The organism is Mycobacterium heidelbergense, assembly GCF_050205645.1.
Classification (GTDB): Bacteria; Actinomycetota; Actinomycetes; order Mycobacteriales; family Mycobacteriaceae; genus Mycobacterium; species Mycobacterium heidelbergense_A.
Genome location: NZ_JBNMQT010000006.1, coordinates 235,728 through 257,373, shown reverse-complemented (window position 1 = coordinate 257,373; position 21,646 = coordinate 235,728). Strand labels below are relative to the sequence as shown.

General features: G+C 66.6%; 26 protein-coding genes. 15 read left to right on the top strand and 11 right to left on the bottom strand.

Translation table 11 applies throughout. The features are described from left to right. Positions 1 to 41: 41 nt before the first annotated feature. The 3 genes from ACQI5H_RS09340 to ACQI5H_RS09330 all read right to left on the bottom strand — a co-directional run bounded on the left by ACQI5H_RS09340 (position 42) and on the right by ACQI5H_RS09330 (position 3,601). Entirely contained in the window at positions 42 to 470 is a 429-nt protein-coding gene (locus ACQI5H_RS09340; protein ID WP_427079096.1) for a hypothetical protein, read from the bottom strand. Between the two features lie 175 nt (positions 471 to 645). Continuing rightward, the gene (gene lon, locus ACQI5H_RS09335; RefSeq protein ID WP_427079095.1) at positions 646 to 2,970 is read right to left on the bottom strand and encodes an endopeptidase La; all 2,325 of its coding nucleotides are present in this window, start codon (positions 2,968 to 2,970) and stop codon (positions 646 to 648) included. Between the two features lie 82 nt (positions 2,971 to 3,052). Next, positions 3,053 to 3,601 (bottom strand): CGNR zinc finger domain-containing protein, encoded by a 549-nt coding sequence (locus tag ACQI5H_RS09330; protein WP_427079094.1) that lies wholly within the window; start codon positions 3,599 to 3,601, stop codon positions 3,053 to 3,055. Positions 3,602 to 3,694: 93 nt separating this feature from the next. Here ACQI5H_RS09330 and ACQI5H_RS09325 point away from each other — a divergent pair, with 93 nt between their 5' ends. Further along, complete coding sequence (locus ACQI5H_RS09325) at positions 3,695 to 3,898, top strand: hypothetical protein (protein WP_427079093.1); 204 nt, start codon at positions 3,695 to 3,697, stop codon at positions 3,896 to 3,898. Between the two features lie 3 nt (positions 3,899 to 3,901). On the opposite strand, the gene ACQI5H_RS09320 is transcribed toward ACQI5H_RS09325, so the two are convergent. Then, positions 3,902 to 5,149 carry an alpha-hydroxy acid oxidase gene (locus ACQI5H_RS09320; protein WP_427079092.1) on the bottom strand — a complete coding sequence of 416 codons (1,248 nt, stop codon included), beginning with the start codon at positions 5,147 to 5,149 and terminating at the stop codon, positions 3,902 to 3,904. 18 nt (positions 5,150 to 5,167) lie between these two features. Here ACQI5H_RS09320 and ACQI5H_RS09315 point away from each other — a divergent pair, with 18 nt between their 5' ends. After that, the gene (locus ACQI5H_RS09315; RefSeq protein WP_427079091.1) at positions 5,168 to 5,605 is read left to right on the top strand and encodes a DUF1810 domain-containing protein; all 438 of its coding nucleotides are present in this window, start codon (positions 5,168 to 5,170) and stop codon (positions 5,603 to 5,605) included. Here the strand turns inward: ACQI5H_RS09315 and ACQI5H_RS09310 are convergent. Genes ACQI5H_RS09310 through ACQI5H_RS09300 form a run of 3 tightly spaced genes read right to left on the bottom strand, consistent with a single transcriptional unit; the run spans position 5,602 to position 8,073 of the window. Continuing rightward, positions 5,602 to 6,906 (bottom strand): alpha-amylase family glycosyl hydrolase, encoded by a 1,305-nt coding sequence (locus ACQI5H_RS09310; RefSeq protein WP_427079090.1) that lies wholly within the window; start codon positions 6,904 to 6,906, stop codon positions 5,602 to 5,604. The two genes, ACQI5H_RS09315 and ACQI5H_RS09310, sit on opposite strands and share 4 nt — an antisense overlap. Positions 6,907 to 6,916: 10 nt before the next feature. Next, positions 6,917 to 7,453 (bottom strand): alkyl hydroperoxide reductase, encoded by a 537-nt coding sequence (locus ACQI5H_RS09305; RefSeq protein WP_427079089.1) that lies wholly within the window; start codon positions 7,451 to 7,453, stop codon positions 6,917 to 6,919. A 32-nt stretch (positions 7,454 to 7,485) separates the two neighbouring features. Further along, positions 7,486 to 8,073, bottom strand: a complete 588-nt coding sequence (locus ACQI5H_RS09300; RefSeq protein WP_076123253.1) for a peroxiredoxin — start codon at positions 8,071 to 8,073, stop codon at positions 7,486 to 7,488. Between the two features lie 102 nt (positions 8,074 to 8,175). Between ACQI5H_RS09300 and ACQI5H_RS09295 the strand changes: the two genes are divergently transcribed. The 4 genes from ACQI5H_RS09295 to ACQI5H_RS09280 are packed head-to-tail and all read left to right on the top strand — an operon-like array spanning position 8,176 to position 11,081. Next, positions 8,176 to 9,111: a hydrogen peroxide-inducible genes activator gene (locus ACQI5H_RS09295; protein WP_427079088.1), complete on the top strand. Its 936-nt coding sequence runs from the start codon at positions 8,176 to 8,178 to the stop codon at positions 9,109 to 9,111. 41 nt (positions 9,112 to 9,152) lie between these two features. Then, positions 9,153 to 9,866, top strand: a complete 714-nt coding sequence (locus ACQI5H_RS09290) for an EthD domain-containing protein (RefSeq protein WP_427079087.1) — start codon at positions 9,153 to 9,155, stop codon at positions 9,864 to 9,866. Then, positions 9,863 to 10,306, top strand: a complete 444-nt coding sequence (locus ACQI5H_RS09285; protein ID WP_427079086.1) for a TIGR03618 family F420-dependent PPOX class oxidoreductase — start codon at positions 9,863 to 9,865, stop codon at positions 10,304 to 10,306. Before ACQI5H_RS09290 ends, ACQI5H_RS09285 begins: the two co-directional genes overlap by 4 nt. 25 nt (positions 10,307 to 10,331) lie before the next feature. After that, on the top strand, positions 10,332 to 11,081 hold the full coding sequence (locus ACQI5H_RS09280) for an enoyl-CoA hydratase/isomerase family protein (RefSeq protein ID WP_427079085.1): 750 nt from the start codon (positions 10,332 to 10,334) through the stop codon (positions 11,079 to 11,081). A 6-nt stretch (positions 11,082 to 11,087) separates the two neighbouring features. Here ACQI5H_RS09280 and ACQI5H_RS09275 read toward each other — a convergent pair whose 3' ends face one another. Continuing rightward, positions 11,088 to 11,273, bottom strand: coding sequence for a (2Fe-2S)-binding protein (locus ACQI5H_RS09275; RefSeq protein ID WP_427079084.1), 186 nt, complete (start codon positions 11,271 to 11,273; stop codon positions 11,088 to 11,090). Between the two features lie 272 nt (positions 11,274 to 11,545). Between ACQI5H_RS09275 and bfr the strand changes: the two genes are divergently transcribed. Further along, positions 11,546 to 12,025: a bacterioferritin gene (gene bfr, locus ACQI5H_RS09270; protein WP_076058007.1), complete on the top strand. Its 480-nt coding sequence runs from the start codon at positions 11,546 to 11,548 to the stop codon at positions 12,023 to 12,025. Between the two features lie 41 nt (positions 12,026 to 12,066). On the opposite strand, the gene ACQI5H_RS09265 is transcribed toward bfr, so the two are convergent. Then, complete coding sequence (locus tag ACQI5H_RS09265; protein ID WP_427079133.1) at positions 12,067 to 12,426, bottom strand: Rv2640c family ArsR-like transcriptional regulator; 360 nt, start codon at positions 12,424 to 12,426, stop codon at positions 12,067 to 12,069. Positions 12,427 to 12,526: 100 nt separating this feature from the next. Here ACQI5H_RS09265 and ACQI5H_RS09260 point away from each other — a divergent pair, with 100 nt between their 5' ends. The 7 genes from ACQI5H_RS09260 to ACQI5H_RS09230 all read left to right on the top strand — a co-directional run bounded on the left by ACQI5H_RS09260 (position 12,527) and on the right by ACQI5H_RS09230 (position 19,516). Then, on the top strand, positions 12,527 to 12,949 hold the full coding sequence (locus tag ACQI5H_RS09260; protein WP_427079083.1) for an ArsI/CadI family heavy metal resistance metalloenzyme: 423 nt from the start codon (positions 12,527 to 12,529) through the stop codon (positions 12,947 to 12,949). A 106-nt stretch (positions 12,950 to 13,055) separates the two neighbouring features. Next, positions 13,056 to 15,125, top strand: a complete 2,070-nt coding sequence (locus tag ACQI5H_RS09255) for an MDR family MFS transporter (protein WP_427079082.1) — start codon at positions 13,056 to 13,058, stop codon at positions 15,123 to 15,125. 16 nt (positions 15,126 to 15,141) lie between these two features. After that, positions 15,142 to 15,636, top strand: a complete 495-nt coding sequence (locus ACQI5H_RS09250) for a carboxymuconolactone decarboxylase family protein (RefSeq protein WP_076123265.1) — start codon at positions 15,142 to 15,144, stop codon at positions 15,634 to 15,636. 119 nt (positions 15,637 to 15,755) lie between these two features. Continuing rightward, positions 15,756 to 17,108, top strand: a complete 1,353-nt coding sequence (locus tag ACQI5H_RS09245) for a glutamine synthetase family protein (RefSeq protein ID WP_427079081.1) — start codon at positions 15,756 to 15,758, stop codon at positions 17,106 to 17,108. Beyond that, the gene (locus tag ACQI5H_RS09240) at positions 17,105 to 18,217 is read left to right on the top strand and encodes an amidohydrolase family protein (RefSeq protein WP_427079080.1); all 1,113 of its coding nucleotides are present in this window, start codon (positions 17,105 to 17,107) and stop codon (positions 18,215 to 18,217) included. The genes ACQI5H_RS09245 and ACQI5H_RS09240 overlap by 4 nt, the downstream gene beginning before the upstream one ends. Positions 18,218 to 18,248: 31 nt before the next feature. Continuing rightward, positions 18,249 to 19,082 (top strand): lysophospholipid acyltransferase family protein, encoded by an 834-nt coding sequence (locus ACQI5H_RS09235; RefSeq protein ID WP_427079079.1) that lies wholly within the window; start codon positions 18,249 to 18,251, stop codon positions 19,080 to 19,082. Then, on the top strand, positions 19,082 to 19,516 hold the full coding sequence (locus ACQI5H_RS09230) for an SRPBCC family protein (protein WP_427079078.1): 435 nt from the start codon (positions 19,082 to 19,084) through the stop codon (positions 19,514 to 19,516). Before ACQI5H_RS09235 ends, ACQI5H_RS09230 begins: the two co-directional genes overlap by 1 nt. Positions 19,517 to 19,548: 32 nt before the next feature. Here the strand turns inward: ACQI5H_RS09230 and ACQI5H_RS09225 are convergent, their stop codons facing one another. Both ACQI5H_RS09225 and ACQI5H_RS09220 read right to left on the bottom strand, forming a co-directional pair. After that, positions 19,549 to 19,839 carry a DUF732 domain-containing protein gene (locus ACQI5H_RS09225; protein WP_427079077.1) on the bottom strand — a complete coding sequence of 97 codons (291 nt, stop codon included), beginning with the start codon at positions 19,837 to 19,839 and terminating at the stop codon, positions 19,549 to 19,551. A gap of 199 nt (positions 19,840 to 20,038) precedes the next feature. After that, complete coding sequence (locus ACQI5H_RS09220; RefSeq protein WP_427079132.1) at positions 20,039 to 20,479, bottom strand: nuclear transport factor 2 family protein; 441 nt, start codon at positions 20,477 to 20,479, stop codon at positions 20,039 to 20,041. 182 nt (positions 20,480 to 20,661) lie between these two features. Here ACQI5H_RS09220 and ACQI5H_RS09215 point away from each other — a divergent pair, with 182 nt between their 5' ends. Beyond that, positions 20,662 to 21,603, top strand: coding sequence for a hypothetical protein (locus ACQI5H_RS09215; protein ID WP_427079076.1), 942 nt, complete (start codon positions 20,662 to 20,664; stop codon positions 21,601 to 21,603). The last annotated feature ends 43 nt before the right edge of the window (positions 21,604 to 21,646 follow it).

The following is a 21,646-nucleotide window of genomic DNA, read 5'->3' as shown; positions in this document are numbered from 1 at the left end:
ACAGCCGCCGCGCATTGGCGGCGGCTGTCTCGTTCTGCCTGTTAGGTCGTCGCGTACGCCACGAATTGGCCGCCAGGCAGGAAGACGCCCCACTGGTTCAAGGCCGGGTTAAATACGACTGGGTAGTCGACCGGTTGACCCGGTGGCATCCAGCGCGCCGGGAGCCCGTAGCCGATCGGGTCGTTGTAGTGGCCCGGCGGCGGGAATCCGTTCTGTCCCGGTGGCAGCGGCGTGCCCGGCCCGTTGCAGTTGACGCCCGGGCCGCCGTTACAAATCGGCTGTCCAGGTATGCCCGGTCCCGGCACATTCTGGCCCGGCACGTTCGGTCCAGGCACATTCGGACCAGGCACCGGACCCGGCACATTCGGGCCGTTCGGATCGGCTTGCGCCAATCCGGCACCAAATCCGAGCGCACCGGACGTCAAAGCACCTGCAATCGCGGCGCTAGCAGCAATTCTGTTCAACCTCATGGTGAACTCCTTATCCAGCCGATCGGCCGCCATCCGGCAGCCTCTCAGCAGCGATTTGTTGTTCGTCACCCGCGCAGTTGCTAAACGTCGGGGTAGAGGTGAACCCCCCGGCCGGTTCTCCCTCTGCTCCAAGGCCTACCCAGCCACGGGGGAGGCCAAAACCTCCACAGCCGCATTAGGCCGCGACGGTTGCCGTCTCGGCCACCGGTTCCAGGGCCCGCGCGACGATCTCGGCGACGTCGGTCATCGGCGTGACCGTCAGCGCCTCGAGCACCTCGGCGGGCACGTCGTCCAGATCGGGCTCATTGCGCGCTGGGATGAAAACCGTTGACAGCCCGGCACGTTGGGCGGCCAGCAGCTTCTGCTTCACCCCGCCGATCGGCAGCACCCGCCCGTTCAGCGTGACCTCACCGGTCATGCCGACGTCGGAGCGGACCTGGCGTCCGGTGGCCATAGAGACCAGCGCGGTCACCATCGTGACACCGGCCGACGGGCCGTCCTTGGGCACCGCCCCGGCGGGCACGTGGACGTGGATGCGCCGGTCCAGCGCCTTGGGGTCGACGCCCAGGTCGGCGGCGTGCGAGCGCACGTAGGACAGCGCGATCTGCGCCGACTCCTTCATCACGTCACCCAGCTGGCCCGTCAACTGCAGGCCCGGTTCGCCGTCGGTGGCCCCGGCCTCGATGTAGAGCACGTCGCCGCCCAGCCCGGTCACGGCCAGGCCGGTGGCCACGCCGGGCACCGCGGTGCGTTCGGCCGACTCGGGCGTAAACCGCGGCCGGCCAAGGTAATCCACCAGATCGGGCTCGTCCACGATTATCGGGGTCACCGGTTCCTCGGCGATCTTCGTCGTGACCTTGCGCAGCGCCTTGGCCAGCAGGCGTTCGAACTGCCGCACCCCGGGTTCGCGGGTGTAGTCGGCGGCGATCTTGCGCAGCGCGGCGTCGGTGACGGTGACCTCGTCGTCGTTCAGCGCCGCCCGCTCGCGCTGCCGTGGCAGCAGGTAGTCGCGGGCGATAGCGACCTTGTCGTCCTCGGTGTAGCCGTCGATAGCCACTAGCTCCATCCGGTCCAGTAGGGCCGACGGGATGGTCTCGATCACGTTGGCAGTGGCCAGGAAGACGACGTCGGACAGGTCCAGGTCCAGATCCAGGTAGTGGTCGCGGAACGTGTGGTTTTGCGCCGGGTCCAGCACCTCGAGCAGCGCCGCGCTCGGGTCGCCACGGTAGTCGGAACCGACCTTGTCGATTTCGTCAAGCAGCACAACTGGATTCATCGATCCCGCCTCGCCGATCGCGCGCACGATCCGGCCGGGCAGCGCGCCCACGTAGGTGCGCCGGTGCCCGCGGATCTCGGCCTCGTCGCGCACGCCGCCCAGCGCGACGCGCACGAACTTGCGGCCCAGCGCGCGCGCGACGCTCTCACCCAGAGACGTCTTGCCGACGCCGGGCGGACCGGCCAGCACCATCACCGCACCCGAGCCGCGGCCGCCGACGACCTGCAGCCCGCGCTGCGCACGCCGGGAGCGCACAGCCAGGTATTCGACGATGCGGTCCTTCACGTCGTCCAGCCCGTGGTGATCGGCGTCCAAGATTGCCCGCGCCGCGGCCAGGTCCGTCGAATCCTCGGTTTTGACGTTCCAGGGCAGGTCGAGCACGGTGTCCAGCCAGGTGCGGATCCAGCCGCTTTCCGGGCTCTGGTCGCTGGAGCGTTCCAGCTTGCCGACCTCGCGCAGCGCGGCCTCGCGCACCTTCTCGGGCAGGTCGGCGGCCTCGACGCGGGCCCGGTAGTCGTCGGATCCATCGGGCTCGCCCTCGCCCAATTCCTTGCGGATCGCGGCCAGCTGTTGGCGCAGCAGGAACTCCTTCTGCGTCTTCTCCATGCCCTCGCGCACGTCGTCGGCGATCTTGTCGTTGACCTCGACCTCGGCCAGGTGCTCGCCGGTCCAGTCGATCAGCACGCGTAGCCGCTCGCCGACGTCGACCGTCTCCAGCAGCTGGCGCTTCTGCACATCGCTCAGGTAGGACGCGTAGCCGGACGTGTCCGCCAGCGCCGACGGGTCGGTCAGGCTGTTGACGTAGTCGATGATCTGCCAGGCGTCGCGCCGTTGCAGCATGGCCAGCAGCAGCTTCTTGTATTCCGCGGCCAGCGCCTTGATGTCGTCGGTCGGCTCGGCCTCGGTGACCTCGGTCACCTCGACCCATAGCGCCGCGCCCGGACCGGTGGCGCCGGCCCCGATCTGCGCCCTGCGCTCGCCGCGCACGACGGCGGCGGTGCCACCGCCGGCGATGCGGCCGACTTGCAGGATCTTCGCGATCACACCGTGGGACGGGTAGCGGTCCTCGAGCCGCGGGGCGACCAGCAGCTGCCTCGATTCGCTGGCCCGGGCTGCGTCGATGGCCGCGCGTGCGGCGTCGTCCAGTGCGATCGGCACGACCATTCCGGGTAACACGATGGTGTCGGTGACGAACAGCACCGGGACTGAATTGGCTTGAGACACTCGTCCTCCAAAGGTTTAGTCTGTTGCGCTCAACCCTGGTTGGAGGTGCTTTGTTCCCGGGGGAACCGGGGCGATCTTCGCGTCAGTGGGCCGCCGCGCGCTGGCGCGCCCGAAACGCCTGGACCTTCACCTTGTTTCCGCAGGTGCTCATCCCGCACCAGTGCCGGTTTTTCGCTCTGGACGAATCGACGTAAAGGCGCGTGCACCCGGGATGTGCGCAACGTTTGACGTTGTCGAGGTCGGGTCCGGCAATGAGGTCGAGCAGATCCGCGGCGAGGCTCGCGAGCAGTCGCGGCGCGGTGCCCTCGCGGCGGGTGGCGCCGGTGCGCAGCAATCGCGGCGCAAGCTGCGGTCGCGACGCCCACTCGTTGAGCACGTCGACGTCGGCGACCTGGGGTCGGCGCCCCTCGAGGCGCGCGACGACGGTCCGGTAGCTCGCCTCGCGCAGTTCAATCGCCGCGACGAGCTCGTCGTCGGTGACGTCGATCGCATCGTCCAGCAGACCCGCCTGAACCGCCCAGTCCGACAGCAGCCGGGGGTCGGCCAGCAGCTCCTCGCGCGCCGACATGCGGTGTTTCACCGTGCCCGCGAAGTCCAGGCACCGCCGACCACTCACGTAGACGAACTTCATGTAACCACCTTGACAGGTTTCACGACTCGGAGCAAGATGTAACTATCTAAGCCGGTTACATGGCTAGTAGCGAAACTGTTAGGAGCCTTCGACATGATCACGAAAATGCTTGTCAGCGCAGCGATCTTCGGCTCTGCTATTGCGGGAGCGGCGCCGGCCAGCGCCGACCCGAGCCAGTCGGACCAAAACATATTCGGCAGCCTGACCTGCAACTGCCAGCAGACACCCCCAGCCGGCGGCGCGGTCCAGAACGACGAGATTGATCGCGGAATCTGGGCGGGCCTCAGCCGCGGCTGACGGTCAGCGCGCAGGGGGCTCGACGGGGCCCAGCCGCCGCAGCTGCGTCACGTGCTTGGGCGAAAGCTCCTCCAGGCAGGTCACGCCCAGCAGCCCCATCGTCCTGATCAGACCGGTCTGCAGGATTTCGATGGCGCGGTCGACGCCCGCCTCACCGCCGGCCATCAGCCCATAGAGATAGGCCCGCCCGACGAGCGCGCATCGCGCCCCCAACGCAATCGCCGCGACGATATCCGCGCCGGACATGATTCCGGTGTCCACCAGGATCTCGGTGTCCTTGCCGACCTCGCGAGCGACGACGGGCAATAGGTGAAAGGGCACCGGGGCCCGATCCAGTTGGCGGCCACCGTGATTGGACAACACGATGCCGTCTGCTCCGCGGTCGACGACGGCGCACGCATCGTCGAGGGTCTGGATACCTTTCACGACGAGCTTTCCCGGCCATCGGGCCTTGATCCACTCCAGGTCCGCGAAGGTGAGGCTGGGATCGAACATCGTGCTCAGATACTCGCCGACCGTCCCGGACCAGCGGTCCAGCGACGCGAACGCCAGCGGCTCGGTGGTCAAGAGATCAAACCACCACTTCGGGTGCGGCACCGCGTCGAGGACGGTTCGCAGCGTCAGCGCCGGCGGGATCGTCATGCCGTTGCGGTTGTCGCGAAACCGGGCACCGGCGACCGGCACGTCGACGGTGACCAGCAGGGTGTCGAAGCCGGCGTCGGCCGCGCGTTGCACCAGCGCCATCGAGCGCTCGCGGTCGCGCCACATGTACAGCTGAAACCACTTCCGCCCCTGCGGAACAGCGGTCACCAGGTCTTCGATCGCACAGGTACCGAGTGTGGACAGCGAGAACGGAATCCCGGCCCGGGCCGCCGCCCGTGCGCCCGCGATCTCGCCCTCGGTGTGCATCAGGCGGGTGAACCCGGTCGGCGCGATCCCGAATGGCAGCACAACCGGTTGGCCGAGCACGTTCCAGCCGGCGGTCACGTTGCTGACGTCGCGCAGGATCGTCGGATGAAATTCGATGTCGCGGAACGCTTGTCGGGCACGTTGTAGGGACAACTCGTCTTCGGCGGCGCCGTCGGCGTAGTCGAACGCCGCCCTCGCGGTGCGCCGCTTGGCGATTCGCCGCAGATCCTCGATGGTGAAGGCGGAGTCGAGGCGCCGCTTCGTCGCGCTGAACTGGGGCCTCCTGAATTGGATCAGCGGTGCCAGATGGCGCACTTTGGGCACTCGCCGTTTGACCGCCATGTGTGCAACCGTAGTCGTATGGCGTCGGCAGCCGACCCCTTCGACCTGAAGCGTTTCGTCGATGCTCAGGCCCCGGTCTATCGCAGCGTCGTCGACGAGTTGCGCGGCGGGCGCAAGCGCGGTCACTGGATGTGGTTCGTGTTTCCGCAACTTCGCGGGCTGGGCAGCAGCCCGATGGCGGACCACTACGGCATCGCCTCGCTCGAGGAAGCCCGCGCCTATCTGCGGCACGACCCGCTCGGGCCGCGATTGCATGAATGCGCCCAGCTGGTCAACGAGGTGCGAGGCCGTTCGATCGCGGAGATATTCGGTTCCCCCGACGACCTCAAGCTGCGTTCGTCGATGACGCTGTTCGCCCGTGCGGCCGAGGACAACGAGGACTTCGTAACGCTGCTCGACCGGTACTACGGCGGCGAGGAAGACCAGCTGACCGTGGCGCGGCTGAGGCGTTCCTAGACGGGGCTCAGGATGCGCCAGCCGTGGGCCTCGACGGCCACCGTCTCCACGACGTCCTGGGGCGGGGCCGCCGATCCGGCGACAACGTGAGCCCGCGCCGCGCCGAGTTCGGATAGGGGCAGCTGGAGGGGCTTGTCGTCGATGTTGAGCGCGACGAGCAATGCGTTCTCGCCGCTGCGCGTCTCGTAGACGTAGTGCCGGTTGGTCAGCCGCAGTGCGGTGGTCGACGCCGAATGCAGCCAGGCGTGGCGGCGCCGCAGCCCGACGAGGTATTGGTGCAGCGCCCACACGTCGGTGCCGAATGCGTCCAATTGCACTGGGGGAGAGCCGAACTCCGGGCGCACCGCGTCGTCTCCGCCGTAGCGCTCTTCCTTCACCCCGCGAAACGCGAACTCGTCGCCGGCGTACACGCTGGGCACGCCGCCCACCGTCAGCAGGATCACCAGCGCGTGAGCCAGGTGTGCGGAGTTCTCCAGCCGGCTGGCGATGCGGGTGACATCGTGATTGCCGATGAATGTCAGCGGGGCGAAGCTGGCAAGGAAAGTGTTGTGTCGCTGCAGCGCCCAGTCCAGCTCGAAGAAGTTGGCGTCGTTGAGCGCGCTCCAGATGGCCTTCCACAGCTCGTATTGGGTGGCGGAGTCGAACCTGGCCGCATCGACGACCGCGCCGTAGTCGCCGTGGATCAGCTCACCGACGAACCAGGCATCCGGATGTAGTTCGCGGACCTTCGGCAGAGTTGCAGCCCAGAAGTGTTGCGGCACAATGTACGCCGCATCCAGGCGCCAGCCGTCCGCGCCGCGGCGGAGCCAATGCGCCATCACGTCCGCCGTGTACGCGACGACCTCGGGATTGTCGTGGTTGAGGGTGATGAGTTCGGAATGGCCCTCGAAGGTGTGGAATCGGCCCGGGCGCCCGCGAAACCAGCGTGCCGCCTCGTCGTTGTGCGGCGCCTCGCGATACCGCGGGAAGTCGACGCCGACGTGGTTGAACACGCCGTCGAGCAGGATGCGCAGCCCGCGGCGGTGCGCCTCGGCGACGAGGTAGTCGAAGTCGGAGTCGTCGCCGAGGCGCGGGTCGATGCGGTAGTGATCGGTGGTGTCGTAACCGTGTGTGCGCGAGGCGAAGATCGGCCCCAGCGCGATCCCGGACGCCCCCAAGGCGATGGCGTGGTCGAACCAATTCACCAGTCGCCGCAGCCGGTGTTCCCCGGGGTCCGGCGCGTCGGTCGCCGGAAAGGCGCCGACGAACCCCAGGGGATAGACCTGCCACCAGATCGCGTGGGGTACCCAGGACGGGGTCACGTCGCGGCGATCAGCCGACCGCCGCTAGTGTCTGCGACGCGGTAATCGCCTGTGCCACACCGGCAACGATCGCGGCAGCCTTCAACGCTTCCAGAATGGCCTCGCGGCTCGTCCCCGCCTCGCGCAGCGCGTGCTCGTGGGCGACCATGCAGTGTGAGCAACCGTTGATCGACGACACCGCGAAGCACCAGAGTTCGAAATTCGCCTTGTCCACACCCGGATTGCCGATGACATTCATGCGCAGTCCGGGCCGTAGATCGTCGTAGGCGCCTTCGAGGAAGCCGCGACCGCGGTAGAAGACGTTGTTCATGCCCATGATGGACGCGGCGGCCAGCGCGGCTTCGTATGCCTCGGCGGACAAGTTGTCGGCGGCATCCGTGCCGATCTCGTTCAGCACCTGGGGGTTTCGCGTGGCCACGGCGCTGGCCAACAAGGTGCCCCACAGCTGCTCGGAGTCCAGGACGGTGCTGCGGGTGATCGTGCCCAGGTTGAGCTTGAGGTCCTTCGCGTACTCGGGCAGGGCAGCCTTGAGCGTCTCTACGGTCATGTCGCGTCTTCCAATCGTGATCAGGCCTGGGATCAGGCGGAGGCCTTGAGCAACTCGCCAGCGTCCAGCGTCGGGTCGCCCTTGCGCCAGTTGCACGCGCACAGCTCGTCGGACTGCAGGGCGTCCAGCACGCGCAGCACCTCGTCCACGTTACGCCCTACGGATCCCGCGGTCGCCGACACGAATTGGATCTCGTTGTTGGGGTCGACGAGGAAGGTCACCCGGTCCGCGACGCCGTCGGCGTTGAGCACCCCGGTAGCTTCGACGAGTTCCCGCTTGATGTCGGACAGCATCGGGAACGGCAGCCGCTTGAGGTCTTCGTGCTGCGCGCGCCACTGGAAGTGCACGAATTCGCTGTCGATCGAGACACCGAGGATTTGTGCGTCGCGGTCGGAGAACTCGTCGTTCAGCTTGCCGAACGCCGCGATCTCGGTCGGGCACACGAAGGTGAAGTCCTTCGGCCAGAAGAACACCACGCGCCACTTGCCGGGGTGGTCCTCATTGGTGATCGTGGTGAAGTAGTCGCCGGGTTGTTGGGCGTCGACCTTCGACAGGTCGCCGCCGATCAGCGCGGTGAGCTGGTAGGCGGGGAATTGGTCGCCGATCGTCAGCAAAGCCATGTCCGCTCCTTATCTGGACTTAATCAAGATTAGCTGTCTTCCCTAATGCTGCCGTGAGCTCGATCTAAAGTAAAGGTGATATATCCCACTACACTAATAGGTATGACCGATAAGAGTTTTCAGCCCACCGTCGCCGGGCTGCGCGCCTTCGTCGCGGTGGCCGAAAAGCAGCATTTCGGCAGTGCGGCAACCACTCTCGGCGTCAGTCAGTCGACCCTCTCACAGGCCTTGGCGGCGCTGGAAGCCGGCGTCGGCACCCGTCTCGTAGAGCGATCGACGCGGCGCGTACGCGTGACGTCCGAGGGGATGCGGCTATTGCCGTTCGCCCAGGCCGTCGTCGAGGCGATGGGGGCTTTCAGCGCCGCGGCCGCGGGGGCATCCGACCCGCTGCAAGGCACCATGCGGTTGGGACTGATCCCGACCGTGGCGCCCTACGTGTTGCCGTCGGTGTTGGCGGGGCTGGCGAGCCGCCTGCCCGCGCTCACGCTCCGGGTGATCGAAGACCAGACCGAACGACTCCTCGCGGCGCTGCGCGACGGCGCGCTGGACGCGGCGTTGATCGCGTTGCCCTCCGATGCGGCCGGCGTCACCGAGATCGCCATCTACGACGAGGATTTCCTGCTCGCGGTGCCGCCCGGGCATCCGCTTTCGGGCAAGCAGCGCGTGCTCACCGGCGCGCTGGCGGAGCTGCCACTGCTCTTGCTGGACGAGGGTCACTGCCTGCGCGATCAGGCCCTGGACGTCTGCCAGAAGGCAGGCGTGCGGGCGGACCTCGCCGATACCCGGGCCGCGTCGCTGGCGACCGCCGTGCAATGCGTGACGGGCGGGTTGGGCGTCACGCTGATCCCGCAGAGCGCGGCGCCGGTCGAGGCCGCGCGCAGCCAACTCGGACTCGCGCAGTTTGCGACTCCCCGCCCCGGTCGACGAATAGGCCTGGTGTTCCGCTCCTCGAGCGGTCGTGACGAATCCTATCGACGGCTTGCCGGGATCATCGGCGAGTCGATCAAGGCTGAGCACAAGGTCCGGCTGATCAAATAGCGGCCCTGTAGGTCGTGGGGCCCAAGCAGTAGGTTCAGCCCATGGAGAAGGTAATCGCCGTACTGATGCGCGCCGACGCCGACGAAGATTGGTGCGCCCGCCAACGGGGCCCCGTCGCCGACACACTGCTTGGGCTGGGGCTGCCCGGGTTGTCGGTCAATGTCCGGGACGGCGCGGTGCGCCATTCGCTGATGACGTTGACGACCCTCGACCCGCCGGTCGCCGCGGTGGTGAGTTTGTGGACCCAGCAGTGCTACGGCGACCAGACGGCTGCGGCGCTCGACCTGCTCGCCAAGGAGTGTGAACAGCTGGGCGCGTACCTGGTGACGGAGTCGGTCCCGCTTGCCGCGCCGGCCGTCGAATCCGGTACTCGCACACCGGGTTTGGCTAACATCGCCCTGCTGCGCCGCCCCCCGGCCCTGGATCAGGAGACCTGGCTGACCCGCTGGCAGCGCGAGCACACCTCGGTGGCCATCGAAACCCAGTCGACGTTCGGCTACACCCAGAACTTGGTGGTTCGAACGCTCACCGAAGGCGCGCCGGGAATCTCGGGCATCGTCGAAGAGTTGTTCCCCGCGGAGGCAATCACCGACCTGAAGGCGTTCTTCGGTGCCGCAGACGACGCGGACCTGCAGGACCGGGTCAGCCGGATGGTCGCCAGCACAACTGCATTTGGCGCCAACGAGAACATCGACACCGTGCCGACCAGCCGGTACGTGTTCAAGGCGCCCTTTGGGAGTGAGGACAGCGGATGACGACACTCGACGACGCGGTAGCGCTGGCGGCGGGGGAAAGCGGTCTGGCGGTGATATCCACCGTTCGTGGCGATGGCACCGTGCAGGCTTCGCTGGTCAACGTCGGCCTGCTGCCGCATCCGGACACCGGCGAATCGTCCCTTGGCTTTACCACGTACGGCAAGGTCAAGCTCGCCAACCTGCGGGCGCGGCCGCAACTGGCCGTCACTTTCCGCAACGGTTGGCAGTGGGCCACCGTCGAGGGACGCGCCGAGCTGGCCGGCCCGGACGACGCGCAGCCCTGGCTGAAAGACGCCGACCAGTTGCGGCTCCTGCTGCGGGATGTCTTCACGTCGGCGGGCGGCACGCACGACGACTGGGACGAGTACGACCGGGTGATGGCCACCGAGGGGCGTGCCGTGGTGTTGATCGCGCCGACCCGCGTCTACAGCAACGGCTGAATTCACCAACCGTTAGGCTGCAGCCGTGACGCTGCAGATCGACGACGAAAAGCGGGTACGCACGCTTACGCTCAACCGGCCCGACGCGTTGAATGCCTTCAACGAAGCCCTCTATGACGCGACGGCCGAGGCGCTGTGGGCCGCCGCCGACGATCCCGAGGTCGCCGTCGTGCTACTGACCGGCGCCGGGCGCGGCTTCAGCGCCGGTACCGACCTCGCCGAGATGCAGGCGCGGATCACCGACCCCGATTTCACGCCGGGAAAGCACGGCTTCGTCGGCTTGATCGACGCGCTCAGCGCGTTTCCGAAGCCGCTGATCTGCGCAGTGAATGGCGTCGGGGTGGGAATCGGCGCCACGATTCTTGGCTACGCCGACCTGGCGTTCATGTCCTCGACCGCGCGCCTGAAGTGCCCCTTCACCAGCCTGGGCGTCGCGCCCGAGGCCGCGTCCTCGTATCTGCTGCCGCAGCTGGTGGGCCGGCAGAACGCCGCCTGGTTGCTGATGTCCTCGGAATGGGTCGATGCCGAAGAGGCGCTCCGGATGGGCCTGGTGTGGCGGGTCTGCGCTCCGGAAGAGTTGTTGCCCGAGGCCCGTCGGCACGCCGAAATCCTTGCGGCGCGGCCGATTTCGAGCCTGATGGCCGTCAAGCACACGATCGTCGAACCGATTCGTCCGGAGATCGCGGCGGCCAGCGCGCGGGAGAACGCCCATTTCGCCGAGTTGATGGGCGCTCAGGCTAACGCCGCCGCTCTGGCGGACTTCAACAAACGCTAACCGGAGTTATCGCGAGCGAGCGGGCTCTAGTTGGCGCGCGGATTCGATGATCGCGCGCAACGTGCGCCGGCAGCGCCCGCAGTCGGAGCCCGCCCCGCATGCGGCGGCAACTTCCTTCGACGTGCAGGCGCCCCGCGCCACCGCGTCGCACACCGTTTGATTGGTGGCCCCCACGCACAGGCATACGTACATCAGCGCATCCCCCGCGTGCGCGCGTAAGCCGTGCTAACCAGCCTCATATTAGTGGAGTCTAACCTAACTAGATTAGTTGAGTCTAACCTAACGATGGGTGACCTAAGTCATGCCGATGAGCGCAGCCATACCTTGCTGAGCGCAGCCATACCTTGCTGGAAGATTCGAAATTGGCGTGGCAAAGTGCTGCTACAAGCCCGGTTCGGTGTGCTTCAGCCCAGCCCGCCGTCCGCGCTGAGACATGACGGCCTTCAAACCCCTAAGGAGCGATCGTGCAAGGTGACCCGGACGTTTTGCGCCTGCTCAACGAGCAGTTGACAAGCGAGCTCACCGCAATCAACCAATACTTCCTGCATTCCAAGATGCAGGACAACTGGGGCTTCACCGAGCTCGCCGAGCACACCCGCGCCGAGTCCTTCGACGAGATGCGCCACGCCGAGGCGATCACCGATCGCATTTTGCTGCTCGACGGCTTGCCGAACTATCAACGCCTCTTCTCGCTACGCATCGGCCAAACGCTGCGCGAGCAGTTCGAGGCCGACTTGGCCATCGAATACGAGGTGATGGACCGGCTCAAGCCCGGCATCATCATGTGCCGGGAAAAGCAGGACAGCACCAGCGCCAACCTTCTCGAGGAGATCGTGGCGGACGAGGAAAAACACATCGACTACCTGGAGACGCAGCTGGAGTTGATGGAGAAGCTGGGCGAGGAGCTGTACTCGGCGCAATGCGTCTCGCGGCCCCCGAGCTGACGTTCGAGTTCGATCCGACGCGGTCGCTCTCGCGGCCGTCGCTAGCGGCAGCAGCTCGGGTCGAGCACAGCGCACAGGGCTGCCAGGGCATCGTGGCGCGGCCGATGGTAGACGTTCATGCCACGCCGTTCCGACTCCACGATCCCTGCCCGCCGCAACTGCGCGAGATGGTGACTCGCGGTTGACTCGGCGACGCCAACCGCCGCCGCCAGGTCGCAATTGCAGACCGCGCCGGCGTCCGAGCTGAACAACAATGAGACGAGTTTGACCCGTATCGGATCGGCTAACGCCTTGAGGCGCAATGCAATCTCCAATGCCGCATCGTCGTCAACGGGCCCGGCGGCCATGGGAGAACAGCAGACCGGGCCGGAGAGGTCCACCACGGGCAACGTCTTCGGCATACCGACCATCTTGCCATACCTTGTTGACATATGTCGAAAAGGTGGCAGGATCGGGGTTGCTGCAAGTTCGATATAAGTCACAGAGGTAGGGAGGCCCGTCGTGCCCCGCGCTCAGCTCGCACTCAACGTCGACGACCTCGACGACGCGATCACCTTCTACTCCAAGCTGTTCAACACCGCGCCGGCCAAGGTCAAACCGGGCTACGCCAACTTCGCGGTCGCGGAGCCGCCGTTGAAGCTCGTCCTCATCGAAAACCGTGGCCAGGGTGGCACGCTCAATCACTTTGGCGTGGAAGTGGAGTCGAGTGACGCGGTGCACTCCGAGATTGCGCGCCTGGCCGATGAAGGCATGCTTACCGCAGAGGAAATGGGAACGACGTGTTGCTACGCGACTCAGGACAAGGTGTGGGTGACCGGACCGAGCGGTGAAAGGTGGGAGGTGTACACCGTGCTGGCCGACGCGGAGTCGTTCAGCGGCAATCGACGAGACGGGGAGAATATTGATGGCCGCGCGGCCTCCTAAGCCGGCCGGCGCAACGCGCCCGCGCAGGCGATGAGTTTCTGGCGTGAGATTGCCATTGGCTGACCCTGGGCATCCGTAACCATCGGGCGCCGACGGGAAGGCAGGCATGACGAGGGCGACACCATCAGCGATCCCGGCCAGACCGGCTGCCGAGCACGTACCGGGCGACGTCGCGGTCGATCCGCAGCGACGGAATTTCATCTTCGTGGCGGTCTTGCTCGGCATGCTCATGGCGGCGCTGGACCAGACGATCGTGGCGACCGCGCTGCCGACCATCGTCGCCAATCTCGGTGGGGCGGGCCATCAATCGTGGGTTGTCACCAGCTACCTGCTGGCGTCGACCATCATGACCGCCCTGGTCGGCAAGTTCGGTGACCTGTTCGGCCGCAAGCGGGTGTTCCAGGCGGCCGTCGTGTTCTTCGTCGCCGGCTCGGTGCTCTGTGGGCTTTCGAGTTCGATGGGCATGTTGGTCGCGTCGCGCGCGCTGCAGGGCATCGGCGGCGGCGGGCTCATGGTGACCGCCATGGCGTTGATCGGCGAGGTGATTCCGCTGCGGGATCGCGGCCGCTACCAGGGAGCGATGGGCGCGGTGTTCGGCGTCACCACCGTGATCGGGCCGTTGCTCGGCGGGTACTTCACCGATCACTTGACGTGGCGCTGGGCGTTCTGGATCAACGTGCCCATTTCGGTCGTGGTTTTCTTCGTAGCAGCCGCCGCGATCCCGGCGCTATCCGAGCGCACCAAACCGGCAATCGACTACACCGGGATCCTGTTGGTCGGCCTGGGCGCCTCGGGGCTGACGCTGGCCACCAGCTGGGGCGGCACCACGTATCCGTGGGGCTCGGCGACGATCGTCGGGCTCTTCGCGGGTTCCGCTGTGGCCCTGGGGATCTTCGTCTGGGTGGAAAGCCGCGTCGCCGCGCCGATTCTGCCGACCCGGCTGTTCGGCAGCCCGGTGTTCACGGTGTGCTGCGTGCTGTCCTTCGTCGTCGGGTTCGCAATGTTGGGCGCGCTGACGTTCCTGCCGACCTACATGCAGTTCGTCGACGGCGTCTCGGCGACAACGTCGGGCCTACGCACGCTGCCGATGGTCGTGGGGATGCTGACCACCTCGATGGGCAGCGGCGCCCTGGTCGGCCGCACGGGCAGATACAAGGTCTTCCCGGTCGCGGGCACCGCGGTGATGGCCGTGGCGTTTTTCCTGATGTCGCGCATGGACCCGTCGACATCGACCCTGGTGCAATCGGTATTCCTGGTCATCCTCGGCGCGGGCATCGGGATGTGCATGCAGACGCTGGTCCTGATCGTCCAGAACACCTCGAGCTTCGACGACCTCGGCGTCGCCACCTCCGGCGTCACCTTCTTCCGCACGATCGGCAGTTCGTTCGGCGCGGCCATCTTCGGCTCGCTGTTCAACAACTTCCTGCACAGCCGGATCGGTCCGGCGCTGGCCGCCAGCCACGCGCCCGCCGCCGCGGCCGCTTCGCCGGCGGCCCTGCACCGGCTGCCGCATACGGCGGCGGCCCCGATCGTGGCCGCCTATGCCGACTCGCTCACGCGCGTGTTTCTCTGGGCGGTGCCGGTCGCGGTGGTCGGGTTTGTGCTGGCGCTGTTTCTGCGCGAAGTGCCGTTGCGGGGGATCGGCAACAACCGCGGCGACATCGGCGAGGCGTTCGCCATGCCCACGAGCCAATCGCCCGACGAGATGCTGGAGACCGCGATCGGCCGGCTGCTGCGGGGCGCTCCCGGCATGCGGCTGCGCAGCATCGCCCTACGGCCGGATTGCCGCCTCGACGTCGCCGGGCTCTGGGGCGTGCTGCGCATCAATCGCTATCAGCAGATGTACGGCACGGCCCGGCTCACCGATATCGGCGACTCGCTGCGGATCCCCTTCGAGGTGCTGGAGCCCACGTTCGGCCGCCTGGTCGCCGGCGGTTTCGTGCAGGGCGACGGCGACCAGATGTGGTTGACCCAATCCGGCGTCCAGCAGGTCGATTACGTGTACTCGCTGCTGGTGGCCTGGATCCTCGACAAGCTGGCCCGTTCACCGAGTTTCGAGGGCCGGCCGGACCGCCGTCAGGTGGAGGCCGCTCTGGAACGTGTCGCGCATCGGGTTATGGCACAACGCGAGTGGCACGACGAACAGCCGACGATCGCCATACCACAAGCGGGCTAGGGCGTACCATCACGCCATGAGCCGAATCGGAACCTTCGCGGACGACGACGTCTACAGCTGGGCCACGAAATCGCCTGACCTTGGCGGCGCGATCGCCAACTTCAGCCAGGCGGTCTACACGAAGAACCGGTTGCCGATGCGCACCCGCGAGCTGGCCCGGACGGTGATCGCGCACGACAACGAATGCACCGTGTGCATGAACACCCGCGATGCCGACGGACCCGCGGCGGGAGTCGACGAAGAGCTCTACGAGCACGCGCTGGAATGGCGCACCTGGCCGGGCTACAGCGAACAGGAGCGCCTGGCCGCCGAGTTCGCCCACCGCTTCGGCACCGAGCACACCAAGCTGCGCGACGACGAAGACTTCTGGAGTCGGTGCAACGAGCACTTCTCCGAGGAACTGCTCGCCGACCTCGCGATGTCCTGCGCCCTGTGGGTCGGCATGGGCCGGATGCTGCGGACCCTCGACATCGGCCAAGCCTGCAAGCTGACCTTGCCCAGCCGCGCCTGACCAGCACGCGACCTTTCGGGCGTCGCGCTCAACTGCGCCGCGACACATAAACGTCGGCGACGACACGCCGGAAAGCGTCGCAGCCGTTTATGTTTCGCGGGCTTAAAGGACACCCTGCCATGACAGCCACACCGCTTGCCGCCGCGGCGATCGCCCAACTCGAGGGCGAGGGCGTCGACACCGTCATCGGCACCGTGGTAAACCCGGCCGGGCTCACCCAAGCCAAAACGGTGCCCATCCGGCGGACCAACACATTCGCCGGCCCAGGCTTGGGTGCCAGTCCTACGTGGCACGCGTTCGCCATCGACCAGACCGGCATCGCCTTCACCGACGACGTCGGCGTGGTCGGCGATCAACGTCTCCGCATCGACCTGTCGGCGCTGCGCATCATCGGCGACGGGTTGGCCTGGGCGCCGGCCGCGTTCTTCGAACAGGACGGCACACCCGTTCCCGGATGCAGCCGCGGAACCCTGACGCGAATCGAGGCCGCACTCACCGACGAGGGCATCGAGGCGGCGATCGGCCACGAAATCGAATTTTTACTGGTCGAGCCGGACGGTGCGCGGCTCTCGTCGGTGTTGTGGGCGCAGTACGGCCTCGCCGGCGTGCTCGAACACGCGGCTTTCGTCCGTGATGTCATCGCGACGGCTAGCACCGCCGGCGTCGGGATCGAGCAGTTTCACCCCGAATCCGGGGCCAACCAATTCGAGATGTCGTTGTCGCCGCTACCGCCGGTGGCCGCGGCCGATCAATTGGTAGTGGCCCGGATCATTATCGGCCGGGCCGCCCGACGCCATGGGCTGCGCATCAGCCTGTCGCCGGCGCCGTTTGCCGGCAGCGTCGGATCCGGTGCACACCAGCACTTCTCGCTGATCACCCCCGACGGACCGCTGTTCTCCGACGGAACCGGGGCCGCCGGCATGACACCCGCGGGGGAGAGCGCGGTTGCCGGGGTGATTAGCGGGCTGCCGGAGGCGCAGGGGGTGCTGTGCGGATCGATCGTGTCCGGCCTCCGGATGCGGCCCGGTAACTGGGCCGGCGCCCACGTGTGCTGGGGCACCGAGAACCGCGAGGCCGCAGTGCGATTCGTCAAGGGCGGCCCGGGCAGCGCGCACGGCGGCAACGTCGAGGTGAAAATCGTCGACCCCTCGGCCAACCCGTACCTCGCGTCGGCGGCGATTCTGGGACTGGCCCTCGACGGGATCCGGCGCGACGCGGCACTACCGCCGGAAACGACGGTTGATCCGGCGAAGCTCTCCGCCGCGGAGCGCAAGCGCATCGGCGTGCTGCGGCTTGCGGAGGATCAGGTGGAAGCGATTGCCGCACTGGATAATTCGAAGCTATTGCGCGGCATCCTGGGCGATGCCGCCGTCGACATGGTCGTCGCGGTACGCCGTCTGGAGCATGAGCGATACGGCGCCCTGGACGCCGAGCGCCTGGCGGACAAGTTTCGGATGGCCTGGAGCCTGTGACGGTGCCCGGCTCGTCGGACCTGGAGCACCACATCGGCGAAGCGCCCTTGATCGATCAGCACGTCCACGGGTGCTGGTTGAAGACGGGGGACCGGGGCCGCTTCGAGAACGCGCTCAACGAGGCCAACACGGAACCGCTGACGTACCCGGGCTTCGACTCGCAACTCGGCTTCGCCGTGCGCGCCCACTGCGCTCCTATCCTAGGATTGCCCAAACACGCTGACCCCCAAGCGTATTGGGAGAGGCGCAGTCAGGTCACCGAGGACGAGCTGGCCCGCCGGTTTCTGCCGGCCGCCGGGGTGAGGGACTGGCTGGTGGACACCGGCGTCGGCGGCGACGTCGCGGATGTCGAGAAGCTGAGCGCGCTGTCCGGCAACCGCGCTCACGAGATCGTTCGGCTCGAGCAAGTGGCCGAGCAGGCCGCCCAGGCACCCGGCGACTACGCATCGGCGTTCGAGGAGATCCTGCAGCGGCGGGTGGCCACGGCCGTCGGCACCAAGTCCATCCTGGCCTACCGGGGCGGGTTCGACGGCGACCTGAGCGAGCCTTCGCCGGCGGAGGTGGCCGAGGCCGCCGGCCGGTGGCGCGATTGCGGCGGCGTCCGGCTGCAAGACCGCGTCCTGCTGCGTTTCGGGTTGCATCAGGCGCTGCGGGTGGGCAAGCCGCTGCAATTCCACGTCGGCTTCGGCGACCGGGACTGCGATCTGCAGAAGGCCAATCCGTTGTATCTGGTCGACTTCCTCCGGCAGGCCGGCGACATCCCGATCGTGCTGCTGCACTGCTATCCCTATGAGCGCGAGGCCGGCTACCTGGCCCAGGCGTTCAACAACGTCTACCTGGACGGCGGGTTGAGCGTGAACCACCTGGGCGCACGGTCGCCGGCTTTCATCGCCCGGACGCTCGAGATGGCGCCGTTCCGGCGAATTCTGTATTCCTCGGACGGGTTCGGCCCCGCGGAGTTGCACTTTCTCGGTGCGGCCTTGTGGCGCAAGGGCATTCATCGCGTGTTGAGCGCGTTCGTCTCCGACGGGGACTGGAGCGAGGTCGACGCGGTTCGGGTCGTCGACCTGATCGCCCATGAGAACGCCGCCCGCATCTACCGCGTTTGACCCCCGGTGACACCGGGGTATCCCTGCGGATATGCCGTCCGTGGGGGATGTCTTGGAGTGGGCCCGCGACCAAGTGGTGTCGCGGGTACCGAAGGCCGACCTCGACCAGCGCGATCCCGACTATATCCGCGACCAGCTTCCCGGAACGTGGCTGCTCGCGTCGCTGTACTTCAGGGCCGACGTGCGGGGCCTGGACCGGATTCCGCCGGAGGGCCCGGTGCTGCTGGTCGGCAACCACAGTGGCGGCAACGTCCCTCCTGACACATTCGTCTTCACGCTGGCGTTCTGCTCGTACTTCGGCGTCGAGCGGCCCTTCTACCAGTTGGCCCACAACCTCGTCGTCTCCGCGCCGCCGCTGGGCTGGCTGCGTAAATTCGGCACCGTCGCCGCAAACCACGAGAACGCCCGGTTGGCGCTGGAGTCCGGGGCGGCGCTGCTGGTCTATCCGGGCGGCGACTACGAGGTGTTCCGGCCGTCGTGGGAACGCCACACGGTCGACTTCGGCGGGCGCATGGGTTACGTGCGGCTGGCCCGGGAGGCGGGCGTGCCGATCGTGCCCGTCGCCAGCGTCGGCGGCCAGGAGAGCGCGCTGTTCCTCGACCGGGGGCAGTGGCTGGCGAAGCTGCTGATGACGGATAAGTTGTTGCGGCTCAAGAGCATTCCGATATCGCTGGCGCTGCCGTGGGGCCTGAACATCAGCGACCTCGCCGGCCACATCCCGCTGCCCACCAAGATCGCGATCGAGGTGCAGGAACCGATCGAGGTCGACGGCGACGACCAGGCGGTACACGACAAGGTGATGGCCAGCCTGCAGAGCGGCGTCGACCGCCTGGCCGCCAAACGCCGATTTCCGGTGATCGGATAATGCGCGTAGAACGCCGATGCGTAATCAACGCGGACCGCGACGCGGTCTGGAAGATCGTCAGCGACCCTGACTGCTACCCGTCGTTCATGACGAGCCTCGAACGCTGGGAGACCGCCGGTGAACAGCGCAGCGGGGTCGGCGCGCGCTACACCGTGCACTGGAAGATCGGCTCGGTTCCCGTCGGCGGCCTGATCGAGGTGGTCGAATTCGACGACCGCCGAGACCTGGCTTGGGTCGGCATCACGGGCGTCAACCTGCGTGGCCGGATCCGGCTGCGTGAGTGCGGGGAGGGCAAAACGAGGGTGACGTTCCGGCTCTCGTATCAGGCGCCCGGCGGCATCTTGGGCTACATCGCCGACCGGATCGCGGTACGTCAGGTGGGTCGCAATCTGGCCGCCACGCTGAAAAGCCTGAAGGGGCTCATCGAGGGTTAGCTGCCTTTTTAGCTGGCTTCTTAGTTGCCTTCTTAGCTGCCTTTGGGCGCGTACTGCGGGCAATACTCTTTGATGCTCACGCCCACGAAGTAGCCGGAATGGTAGGCGGGCATGCTGCTACTGTTCAGCACGTCGGCCGCCACCTGGTTGGGCGTCATGCCCTGGTCGAGTTTCTGACAAACCATGTGACCGGCCTCGATCGCGTGGCTGGCCGATACGTGGTCGGTGATGCCCTCGGACTTCAGCGCTTTGAGAAATTTGTCGTCGTTGGTGTCGGCATGAGCGATCGGCACCGCCGCGAATGGGCCGAGCAGTGCGACCATCACAGCTACGAACAAGCGGATAGCCATATCGGATTCACCCCCAATGTGGCCGCAGGCATCGCTGCTACTAGCTGCGGCCCAGCCTCTTTCGAAAGTCGCTATTCCCCTTAACGACTCACCGACGGCTATTAGCCTCTATCCCCGCCGGTTACACCCGCAATCGACAGAGTTCACGCGCTATGCACTAACCGGTAACCGCTCAGACAAGGCCGGTCGCATCGAACACCCAGCTGGTGTCCCCGGCAAGGCCCTCGAAGTGGTTGGGGGGCGCGAAGCTGACGAGGCTGTTCATGTCCCAATAGTCTTTCCAGACAGTAATTTTCCCGTCGATGACCTTGTGGACCGTGACGAACCTCAACACGCCCTGCTCGCCCGTCGCGAAAGTCCAAGTCTCCGAATGCTCGTAGATGGCATCGGGGCCGTTGGAAACGAGCAGCCCGTCGTGGTTCTCGTAGCCCGCGAGCGGCTCGAGCCCCATTTTCAGCCGTTTCACGATGTTGTCGGGACCCCGGGCCGACAGTGCGGGGACCGGCATGTCGGCGTACAGGCAGTCGTCTGCCAGGAACGTCTTCACCGCGTCCCAATCGCGCCGCGAAAGTGCCTGCCACAGCCCGCTTACGACGTCTTCGACCGCGATCATAGAAGCCTCTGTCATAGCGGCCAATAAACTCTGTCGCCGGGCGGATGTCAACCGCGGCTTTACGGCGGATACTCACCACGTGACCCTGCTGCGGCGCTACCTCGCCGAGGAGATCGCGACCAACGTCGTCGGCGGCCTGCTTCGCCGTCGGCTTCGTTTCGACTGAGCGGGAGACGGTGAGCATGTTTCTCCGGAAGTATGAGCAACGGTTCGAGCCGCAACTGTCATCGGCGCTCGGCGAACCGATCCTGCGCTGCATCGCGCTGAACGCCGCGACGATGAGCGACAGGATGTCAGCGGATAGCCTCGCTCCCTGGTGGCGGCCGTCGTTGATGGTCAACGGGCAGCCACACACCCGACTGCCGCAAACGATGTTCCTCATCCTGACGCCGACGCGCGTGCTAATCACTGACACCAAAAGAGGCATGACCGGCTACCGGCCCGTCCTCGACTCACCGATCCTCACCCTTCTGCGAGGAGATGCAGAGGTAACCGCGATCCGAGACGACGACGGCTTGTGGCTTTATCGCCTGAAATCCCGCGCCCAATCCGCAGAACTGGACTTGGAACTGGCGTCTGGCGGTCGCGGCATCGCCGCAGAGTTGGCTGGCCAGTTGCAGGAGTTTTCGGTCACACAACACCCCGCTAACGCGACGGCGGGACTGACCGCGCCGCCGGAATCGATCGCCGCGTCACAGATGCTCGATGCCCGCCGACGGCGGCTGACCAAGTCCTATCGGATCGCCAGCCTCGCGGGTGCGGTGCTTTCGGTGCTGTTCCTCGGCTTCGGTACTTACGAGGTGTACGCGCACAACTTCGGCACACCGACCAAAGCGACGATCGTCAGCTGCGGCCGTGGCTCAGAGGATACCTGTCACGGCACATGGATCCTGGACGGCAGGACACATACGGGCCGAATTTGGGGAGACGTCGACGGTCTGGCGGCGGGTTCATCGCTGGATGTGCGTGTGCTTAATGGCTGGGCGTTCGCGCCGCGCTTCCCGAAGTGGGAGTTCATTTGGGGTGCGATTTTCGCGGTCGCAGCTGTTTGGCCATCGTGGCCCAAACGGCGGCGAACAGGCCACGCCGGGCCAGCACAGCGCGGACGGCATGCCGGCCCGTAGTCGCGACTCAACGCTGCTCGGACGACGGCGTCGGCCTGGCCCC